Origin of the sequence: Sediminibacterium salmoneum NBRC 103935 (genome assembly GCF_000511175.1) — a bacterium.
Taxonomy (GTDB): domain Bacteria; phylum Bacteroidota; class Bacteroidia; order Chitinophagales; family Chitinophagaceae; genus Sediminibacterium; species Sediminibacterium salmoneum.
Window position 1 is genome coordinate 651,722 of sequence record NZ_KI866530.1, and the last position, 9,143, is coordinate 660,864.

9 protein-coding genes are annotated in these 9,143 nt (G+C 40.3%); 7 read left to right on the top strand and 2 right to left on the bottom strand.

All coding sequences use genetic code 11. The annotated features are described in order from the left end of the window. Window positions 1-177: 177 nt before the first annotated feature. Genes P767_RS0103250 through P767_RS0103270 form a run of 6 tightly spaced genes read left to right on the top strand, consistent with a single transcriptional unit; the run spans window position 178 to window position 7,539 of the window. On the top strand, window positions 178-2,058 hold the full coding sequence (locus P767_RS0103250; RefSeq protein WP_026763383.1) for a DNA topoisomerase IV subunit B: 1,881 nt from the start codon (window positions 178-180) through the stop codon (window positions 2,056-2,058). Window positions 2,059-2,071: 13 nt separating this feature from the next. Further along, window positions 2,072-2,563: a DUF1835 domain-containing protein gene (locus tag P767_RS18275; protein WP_157611347.1), complete on the top strand. Its 492-nt coding sequence runs from the start codon at window positions 2,072-2,074 to the stop codon at window positions 2,561-2,563. Between the two features lie 37 nt (window positions 2,564-2,600). Next, window positions 2,601-2,879, top strand: a complete 279-nt coding sequence (locus P767_RS18280) for a DUF3658 domain-containing protein (RefSeq protein ID WP_157611349.1) — start codon at window positions 2,601-2,603, stop codon at window positions 2,877-2,879. A gap of 57 nt (window positions 2,880-2,936) precedes the next feature. Continuing rightward, window positions 2,937-5,450 (top strand): DNA gyrase/topoisomerase IV subunit A, encoded by a 2,514-nt coding sequence (locus tag P767_RS0103260; RefSeq protein ID WP_037351596.1) that lies wholly within the window; start codon window positions 2,937-2,939, stop codon window positions 5,448-5,450. A gap of 9 nt (window positions 5,451-5,459) precedes the next feature. Beyond that, the gene (locus P767_RS0103265; protein WP_037351597.1) at window positions 5,460-6,299 is read left to right on the top strand and encodes a CvfB family protein; all 840 of its coding nucleotides are present in this window, start codon (window positions 5,460-5,462) and stop codon (window positions 6,297-6,299) included. Window positions 6,300-6,354: 55 nt separating this feature from the next. After that, complete coding sequence (locus tag P767_RS0103270; protein WP_026763386.1) at window positions 6,355-7,539, top strand: acetyl-CoA C-acyltransferase; 1,185 nt, start codon at window positions 6,355-6,357, stop codon at window positions 7,537-7,539. On the opposite strand, the gene P767_RS0103275 is transcribed toward P767_RS0103270, so the two are convergent. Continuing rightward, a complete protein-coding gene (locus P767_RS0103275; protein WP_026763387.1) occupies window positions 7,536-8,174 on the bottom strand; it encodes an NAD(P)-dependent oxidoreductase in 639 nt (212 codons plus the stop codon). The genes P767_RS0103270 and P767_RS0103275 overlap by 4 nt on opposite strands. An 18-nt stretch (window positions 8,175-8,192) precedes the next feature. Beyond that, window positions 8,193-8,525, bottom strand: coding sequence for a bacillithiol system redox-active protein YtxJ (gene ytxJ, locus P767_RS0103280; RefSeq protein ID WP_026763388.1), 333 nt, complete (start codon window positions 8,523-8,525; stop codon window positions 8,193-8,195). A gap of 289 nt (window positions 8,526-8,814) precedes the next feature. Between ytxJ and P767_RS15605 the strand changes: the two genes are divergently transcribed. Continuing rightward, on the top strand, window positions 8,815-9,143 hold a 329-nt coding region (locus P767_RS15605; RefSeq protein ID WP_037351598.1), incomplete at its 3' end, for a Mur ligase domain-containing protein.

Genomic DNA, 9,143 nt, shown 5'->3' on the forward strand with positions numbered 1-9,143 from the left:
AATTGGTCTGGGGCTGAAAAGGGCTTTTCATTGATGCAAAGGTAGGATTTGGGCTATAAAATCCACCAAAAACAACGATTTATCCACATAAAAAGCCCTTTTGTAGATAATAAAAATTGGGCTGCGATTTGAGGGACTTAGATTTGCCGTTAGCAATATTAGACTTAAACAGGAATTATGGCAGAAGACAAGAATTTGGTAAAATACGATGAGGACAGTATCCGGTCACTCGACTGGAAGGAACATATCAGGCTTCGTCCGGGTATGTATATTGGTAAGCTGGGAGATGGCTCTGCTGCAGACGATGGTGTGTATGTACTAATCAAGGAAGTGATTGACAACTGTATTGATGAATACACCATGGGGCATGGCAAACAGGTTGAATTGACCATTGAAGGGAAAATGGTAACGGTAAGAGATTATGGCCGTGGAATTCCATTGGGGAAAGTGGTGGATGTAGTAAGTAAAATTAATACTGGTGCCAAATACGACAGCAAGGCTTTTCAGAAAAGTGTAGGGTTAAACGGAGTGGGTACCAAAGCAGTAAATGCTTTGAGTAGTCATTTCTCTGTTACTTCTTACAGGGACGGCAAAGCCAAAACAGCTGAGTTTGAAAAAGGAGTTTTGGTAAAGGATCACAAGGAAACCAAATCGGATGAACCCAACGGTACATTGGTGCAGTTTACACCGGATGATACGGTATTCAGGAATTTCCATTTTATTCATGAATATTTAGATAATCAGTTGTGGAACTACTGTTATTTGAATGCAGGTCTTGCCATGCATTTCAATGGCAAGAAATACGTGAGTAAAAACGGATTGCTCGATTTATTGCAGCGCAAGACCAATCCTGATGAGTTGCGTTATCCAATCATTCATTTAAAAGGGGATGATATTGAAATTGCTATTTCGCATAACAACGATTACGGGGAAGATATTTTTTCCTTTGTAAACGGACAATATACTACGCAGGGCGGAACCCACCAGCAGGCTTTCAGGGAAGCATACGTAAAAGTTATCAGGGATTTTTTCAAAAAGGATTACGATGCCTCTGATATCAGAACCAGTATTGTTGCTGCTGTTTCGGTTCGGGTACAGGAACCGGTTTTTGAAAGCCAGACCAAGACCAAGCTTGGTTCTCAGAATGTATCTGAAGGCGGACAGAGTATGAAGTCTTTTGTGCTGGACTTTTTAGCCAAGGAACTGGATAATTTCCTTCACAGAAACCCGGCTACTGCGGATGCGTTAAAAAAGCGCATAGAGCAGAATGAAAGAGAGAGAAAGGAACTGGCTGGTATTAAAAAGCTGGCCAATGAAAGAGCCAAGAAAGCCAATCTGCACAACAAGAAATTAAGGGATTGCAGGGTACATCTGAATGATGAATTGCCGGCTAAGAATAAGGAAGCATTTATAGCACTGCAAAAGGATACTACCATTTTTATTACCGAGGGCGATAGTGCGAGCGGTAGCATAACCAAAAGCAGGAATGTTGATACCCAGGCTGTTTTCAGTTTGCGCGGTAAGCCCCTGAATTCATTTGGGGAAACCAAGAAAGTGGTTTACCAGAATGAGGAATTTAATCTGTTGCAACATGCTTTGAATATTGAAGAAGGATTGGAAGGATTGCGTTATAATAATATTGTAATAGCTACTGATGCCGACGTGGATGGTATGCATATCCGTTTATTGCTGATGACTTTCTTTTTACAGTTCTTCCCTGACCTGGTTAAAAAAGGACATGTTTATATTTTGGAAACGCCATTGTTCCGGGTAAGAAATAAACAGGAGACCATTTACTGTTACGATGAATCCGAAAAACAGGCGGCATCTGCGAAACTGGGGAATAAGCCCGAGATTACCCGTTTCAAAGGGTTGGGTGAAATTTCTCCGGAGGAGTTCGGTCGTTTCATTGGAAGGGATATGAAATTACAACCCGTTATTTTAGAACAGGGTGATCATATACAGGACTTTCTGGAATATTATATGGGTAAGAATACCATGGAAAGACAGGAGTTTATTATTAATAATCTGAAAGTTGAACTTGATTTAGTTGACTAATAAAAAGGAATAGATGATTCATATTGTATTTGAGGCGGCCAATGTAAAAGTGCTTCAGTCGGCCATGGAACTGGACGAAAGTTTGCAGGGCGAAGTCATGGAAATAAAGGATGATTTTGCAGTAGGACCTGTGGAGGATATTTATGCAACAGAAGGTTACCAGCAAAGAAGAGACTGGTGGAAAGAAGTGCTGGAGCATTCACCCTACGAAAATCAACTGGATATTGTAGACGATAAAATGACAGTGCATCAGTTGATAAAGCAGCTGCAGGAAGACGAGAATCAGGAACTATGGATCTGGATGGGACAGAATGCCCACGATGTTTGCGGATATTACTGGCTAATGAGTCAGCTGGCTGAATTCGCTGGTAGAATTCAGGTTTTGTATCTGAACAATCTTCCTTTCTTTAACGAGAAAGGAAATATATTTTATCCAACACATTTGCATCAAATTCAGCCAAGAGAATTTACAAAAGCCAAAAAGCTGGCAAGGCCCATTACTTAAGTGAATTTGAAGTGGATCCGGACGAGTGGAAAAAACAATGAGAGAAAATGCCCTTGTACGTTTTTTAGAAGGTGGTAAAAAGATAGTAGCCAAAGAAGTTCAGTTTTTTGATAAATATCTTTTGGCTCAAATTGGTAAAGACGCGCAGAAGCTAAATAAAATTATTTCTACTGCACAAAGTAAAATGCCGGTTCAGACCGGAGATGCTTTTCTGGTATGGCGTTTAAGAAGTCTTGCGAATGAAGGAAAGCTGACGGTTCAGGGAGATTTTACAAAGGGCTGGAAAGAAATTACTTTTCAGCTTACTGCTGAATAGTTCGAATGAAGTTACAAGCGTTAGAATAAATTAAGTTGGTTGTATTAAGGATTAAGCATGGCAAAAGAGAAAATAGACAGAAGGGTTTTTGAAAATGAAACCGGTGTTCAGGGACAGTATAAAAATTGGTTCCTGGAGTATGCATCGTATGTAATTTTGGAAAGGGCAGTACCTGCATTGGAAGATGGGTTGAAGCCGGTGCAGAGAAGAATTCTTCACTCCATGAAAGAAATGGATGATGGTAGATTCAACAAAGTGGCCAATATTATCGGGCAAAGCATGCAGTATCATCCGCACGGAGATGCCAGTATTGGAGATGCATTGGTGAATTTGGGACAAAAGGATTTACTTATTGAAACTCAGGGTAACTGGGGTGATGTAAGAACAGGCGATGCTGCTGCGGCTTCCAGGTATATTGAAGCCCGTCTTTCCAAATTTGCACTGGAAGTTGCTTTTAATGCCAAAACAACAGAGTGGCAGTTGAGTTATGATGGCAGGAAAAACGAGCCTGTTAATCTTCCGATGAAGTTTCCATTGTTGCTTGCCCAGGGTGCAGATGGTATTGCCGTAGGCTTGTCTACTAAAATATTGCCACATAATTTTTGTGAACTGATTGATGCTGCAATTAAACACTTAAAAGGAAGGAAATTTGAATTGTATCCGGATTTTCAAACCGGAGGAATGATTGATGTTGCCGCTTATAATGAAGGAAAAAGAGGGGGCAAAGTTCGTGTGCGCGCACATATTGAAGAGCTGGATAAGAAAACATTGGTTATCAGGGATGTGCCCTATGGAGTAACTACTACTCAGTTAATGGAGAGCATTACCAAGGCCAATGATCAGGGAAAAATCAAGATTAAAAAAGTTACGGATGTAACAGCCAAGGAAGTTGAAATACATATTGATCTGGCAACCGGTATTTCACCTGATATCACCATTGATGCCTTATATGCATTTACCGATTGTGAAGTAAGTATTTCTCCCAATGCCTGTGTAATTGAAGCGCACAAACCCCGCTTCATGGGAGTTCAGGAATTGCTGAAGTCTTCGGTAGATCTTACCAAGGGATTGTTGAAGAAAGAACTGGAAATTAAACTGGCAGAGTTAGAAGATAAGTGGCATTATACTTCTCTGGAAAAAATATTCTTTGAAGAAAAAATCTATAAGGAGCTTGAACAAAAACATGCTACCTGGGAAGAAGTGATTGCTGCCATAGACAAAGCATTCGGGCCTTTCAAGAAAAAACTGAAAAGACCTATTGAGAGAGAAGATATTTTAAAACTGACAGAGAAGCCCGTAAGAAGAATTTATCGCCTCGATATCAATGAGCTGAATAACCAGATTAAAAATATTGAAGCGGATATTCAGCAGGTAAACCATGATCTGGAGCACCTGACTGATTTTGCCATTGCTTATTACGACAACCTGTTAAAGAAATTTGGTAAGGGCAGGGAAAGAAAGACAGAGATTAAAGAATTTGATACCATTCAGGTGAAGCATGTTGCCATTGCCAATACTAAATTGTACATTAACCGGGCAGAAGGCTTTATAGGTACAGGTCTTAAAAAGGATGAATTCTTATGTGAATGTTCCGACTACGACGATATCATCGCCTTTACTAAATCGGGCATCATGAAAGTGATTAAAGTTTCCGATAAAACCTTTATTGGAAAAGACATTATTCATGCCGCTATTTTTGTAAAAAATGATGAGCGCACTACTTACAATATGATTTATCTGGATGGCAAATCGGGTGTGAGTTATGCAAAGCGTTTTAATGTTACAGGAGTAACGCGAGACAAGGAATACGATTTAACCAAGGGTACAGATAAAAGCAAAGTGCATTATTTTTCTGCTAATCCAAACGGAGAAGCAGAAGTATTGAAAGTGGTATTGAGTCCTAATTGTACGGCCCGTATTAAGGAGCTGGATTTCTATTTTGAAGAACTGGAAATCAAGGGAAGAGGAAGTATGGGTAATCAGGTTACAAAGTATCCTATCAAGACTGTTAAACTAAAAGAAGCAGGTAAGAGTACATTGGCTGGAAGAAAACTCTGGTTCGATGATAAGTTCGGCAGATTGAATACGGAAGAAAAGGGTCAGTATCTGGGTATATTTGAAGACGAACGCATACTGGTGATTTATCAGGATGGTTCTTATGAATTAACCGATACAGAAATTACGCAGCGCTTTGAACCTGAAAAAGTGGCATTGATAGAACAGTTTAATCCGGAGAAAACCATAACGGCCGTGTATCTGGATGCTGAAAAAGGACAATACAATATCAAGCGTTTTAAAATTGAAACCAGTACGCTGAAAACCCAGTTCACCTTTATTAAAGAAGGGAAAGACAATCGCCTGGAAGCGGTTACCACAGAAACAGAGCCAATCCTGGTGGTGCAAACCGGACGAGGGCAGCAAGTACGCAAAGCCAAATTTAAAGTGGCTAAAATGGTGGAAGTGATGGGATGGAAAGCGGTAGGAGCTAAACTGACCGATTTTAATAAGAGCATAGAAATGGAGTGGGAAACAAGACCCCCGGCCGATACAGCTCAAACCGAATTATTTTAATTCAGCCATATGGAAAATATTCAAGTAGGTCAATATAATACATTAAAAGTGAGCCGTAAGGTAGACTTTGGATTCTATCTCGAAGATGGTGCTGAAGGAATTTTGTTGCCGAAAAGATTTGCGCCCAAAGACCTGAAAATTGGGGATGAACTGCGCGTTTTTGTTTATCACGATTCGGATAATCGGTTAATTGCCACTACGCAGGAACCCAAAGCAGTGGTAGGTGAAATTGCCAAACTGAAAGTGGTGTCTGTTACCAAGCAGGGAGCTTTTTTAGACTGGGGATTAATGAAGGATTTATTTGTGCCGGTTTCTAAGCAGATTTCCGGAATGCGGATGGGCGGCTCTTATCTGGTGATGCCCTATATTGATGAAATGACGGGTCGGGTTGCCGCTACAGAGAAGATTGAAAACCTCATGAGCAATGATGAATTAACGGTAAAAGAAATGGAACCGGTAGATCTGTTTGTTTACAGAACTTCAGAGCTGGGTTATGTGATGATCATTAATAACAAACATATCGGCATTCTTCACGGCAATGAAGTTTTTCAGAAACTGGAAATAGGAGATAAGGTTAAAGGGTTTATAAAAACCATCAGACCTGATAATAAAATTGATGTGGTGTTGGGCAAGCCCGGGTTTTCTAAAGTGGAAGATGAGGGACAGAAAATACTTCAGCTTCTTCGTGAAAACAATGGATACCTTCCCTATAACGACAAGTCTGATCCCACTGATATCTATGATTTCTTTGGTATGAGCAAGAAAGCTTTTAAAATGACCACCGGTAATTTATACAAGCAGAAATTAATCAGTTTTACTCAGACAGGTATTCAGTTAATTGAATCCTAATTGTGCTAACATGTGTTAGTATTTTAATTAACTTTGCTGCTCAAATTCAAGGAATATGTCTACAAAAACAGTTTATATTGTTTCGGCAGTAAGAACCCCTATTGGAAGTTTCGGTGGAAGTTTAAAAGATTTTACAGCTACTCAATTAGGTGGAATTGCCATTAAAGGTGCATTGGCTAAAGCAGGTATTGATGCCGGTCAGGTTAATGAAGTGTTGATGGGCTGTGTAATACAAGCCAACACAGGTCAGGCCCCTGCCAGACAAGCTGCAAAATTTGGCGGCCTTCCTGATTCTGTAATTGCTACAACCGTGAATAAGGTTTGTGCCAGTGGTATGAAAGCCATTGCACAAGGTGTTCAGTCTATCCTGTTAGGAGACTCAGATATTGTTGTGGCTGGTGGCATGGAAAGCATGAGTAATGTTCCTTTCTACAGTCCGAATATGCGCTGGGGCAATAAGTACGGTAATGTGCAAATGATAGATGGTCTTGCGAAAGACGGATTAACCGATGTGTATCATAATTATGCAATGGGCAATGCGGCTGAATTGTGTGCCAATGAATGCAATATCAGCAGGGAAGACCAGGATGCATTTGCCATTGAGAGTTATAAAAGAAGTCAGGCTGCATGGGAGAAGGGCTGGTTTAATGAAGAAATTGTTCCTGTTGAAATACCTAATAAAAAAGGGGATCCCATTATCTTTTCTAAAGATGAAGAACCCTACAATGTTAAATTCGATAAAATAGCAGGATTAAAGCCGGCTTTCGTAAAGGATGGAACAGTAACGGCAGCCAATGCAAGTACCATGAACGATGGTGCAGCAGCTGTGGTTTTAATGAGCAAGGAGAAAGCAGATGCTTTGGGTATTAAACCACTTGCGATTGTTCGTTCTTATGCAGATGCTGAACAGGCACCTGAATGGTTTACCACCACACCTTCACTGGCAGTGCCAAAGGCCGTAGCCAAAGCCGGATTGCAAATGACTGATATTGATTTTGTAGAATTGAATGAAGCATTTTCTGTGGTAGGTATTGTTAATGCACAGAAAATGAATTTGTCTCCGGATAAAGTAAATGTTCACGGTGGTGCAGTTTCCATTGGACATCCATTAGGCTGCAGTGGCGCAAGAATTATTGTAACCCTTATTAATGTGTTGAAACAGCAGGGTGGTAAAATTGGAGCTGCCGGTATTTGTAACGGTGGTGGTGGCGCCAGTGCAATGGTAGTGGAACTGGCTTAGTAATTACTGATTCCCACTCTTTGTTGAATATATTCAGATTGCGTGGCGGCTTTCAGCATTTCCAATGCAAGGTCGCCCGCATTTATTCTGAAATGATTGGGTTCAGGCGCATAGTTAAGGCTTGTAATGTAAATGCCTGTTTCTTCTTTATCTTTTATATCGGCAGGGCAGAAGAAAGTCCAGTCCAGGTTACTTTCCAGTAAAGTTTCAAATGCTTTAAGGTGTTCATTGCCTACCGCAAGGTACTCTTCCGGGTACTCTTCTCCGTGTAATATAAGGGTATTGTCTTCGGCATTCAACACTCCTAATCCACCCAATGCCACAATTCTTCTTTTCCCTTTTTTCTGCATCTGTTCTACAATATGTTTGATGCCCAGGCTTCTGGTTTTATCTGATCCATCGGAAGCCCCACCTAATACTGAGATTATTACATCTGCATGTTCTATGGCTTTTGCAACATCTTTTTCATTGAATAAATACCCTTTTTGCGCGGTCAGTAATTCATTGGTATTATCTCTGTCTATCAGGGATTCCACATTTCTTCCGAATGCAGTAACATGGTGCCCCTGGTTCAATGCCATTTGCACAATTCTTTTGCCCACCTGACCAGTTGCTCCAAAAACGGTAATATTCATAAACTGATGATTTGAACACTAAGCGGCTACCTGCTCTTCTATTTCACTCATATTAATGCCCTGATGGCTTTCATCATACACACATTCCCCGTTTTTGATAATCAATATTTGCGGAGACTCGTGGTATACATTGAATTTATCTGCAATTTCATTGGAGATATTGCGATAGTTTAATAAGTCCAGGTAATAGAATGTAGCATTGGCAGGGGCTTCTTCTCTTTCCAAACGGTTCAATGCCATGGAACTGATAGAGCAGCGGGTACTATGTTTAAAAATTACCTGTGGCTTATCAAATGAATCTTTAATTATCTGATCAATTGCTGTTATCTCTGTTAAATGAATCCAATTCATAAAGTTGCTTTCTGCAAAATTAATTCATTTAAAACTAGCAATGCAGATTACCCTCTGAAATAGCGTGGATTGGTGGTGGGGCATCCCTTTCCTTTAACAGAAGCGCAGGAACTGAATACCAGCGCTGTGCTGATGGCAATAAGAAGAATGAGACTGATTTTTTTCATGCTGTTGGGCTTTATCTTGGAAGATGTATTTTGCACCTGATCAAAGATATTCATTTAGGCGAATATGCTGCCTGATTTTGGCTTTGATATTGTTAAATTGTTTTGTCTAAACTAATAAACGTATGAAGGTTCATTTTATTTCAATAGGCGGAAGTGTGATGCATCAACTGGCCATTGCACTAAAAAAGAAAGGATATCAGGTTACAGGCACGGATGACGAAATTTTTGAACCTGCTCTTGGTAATCTAAAAGAAGCTGGTATTTTACCGGAGGCTATTGGGTGGAATCCCGAATGCATTACTCCTGAACTGGATGCGGTAATTCTGGGGATGCATGCCAGGGCCGACAATCCTGAGTTGTTGAAAGCCAGGGATTTAGCACTACCTATATATTCTTTTCCTGAATATATCTATCAGGAGTCTGTTCAGAAAAAGCGGGTAATTGTAGGAGG

Coding starts and splice junctions, on each gene's coding strand:
- P767_RS0103275 (WP_026763387.1), bottom strand. CDS start 8,174: ATGAATATTACCGTTTTTGGAGCAACTGGTCAGGTGGGCAAAAGAATT.
- P767_RS0103270 (WP_026763386.1), top strand. CDS start 6,355: ATGTCTACAAAAACAGTTTATATTGTTTCGGCAGTAAGAACCCCTATT.
- P767_RS0103250 (WP_026763383.1), top strand. CDS start 178: ATGGCAGAAGACAAGAATTTGGTAAAATACGATGAGGACAGTATCCGG.
- P767_RS0103265 (WP_037351597.1), top strand. CDS start 5,460: ATGGAAAATATTCAAGTAGGTCAATATAATACATTAAAAGTGAGCCGT.
- ytxJ (WP_026763388.1), bottom strand. CDS start 8,525: ATGAATTGGATTCATTTAACAGAGATAACAGCAATTGATCAGATAATT.
- P767_RS0103260 (WP_037351596.1), top strand. CDS start 2,937: ATGGCAAAAGAGAAAATAGACAGAAGGGTTTTTGAAAATGAAACCGGT.
- P767_RS18275 (WP_157611347.1), top strand. CDS start 2,072: ATGATTCATATTGTATTTGAGGCGGCCAATGTAAAAGTGCTTCAGTCG.
- P767_RS18280 (WP_157611349.1), top strand. CDS start 2,601: ATGAGAGAAAATGCCCTTGTACGTTTTTTAGAAGGTGGTAAAAAGATA.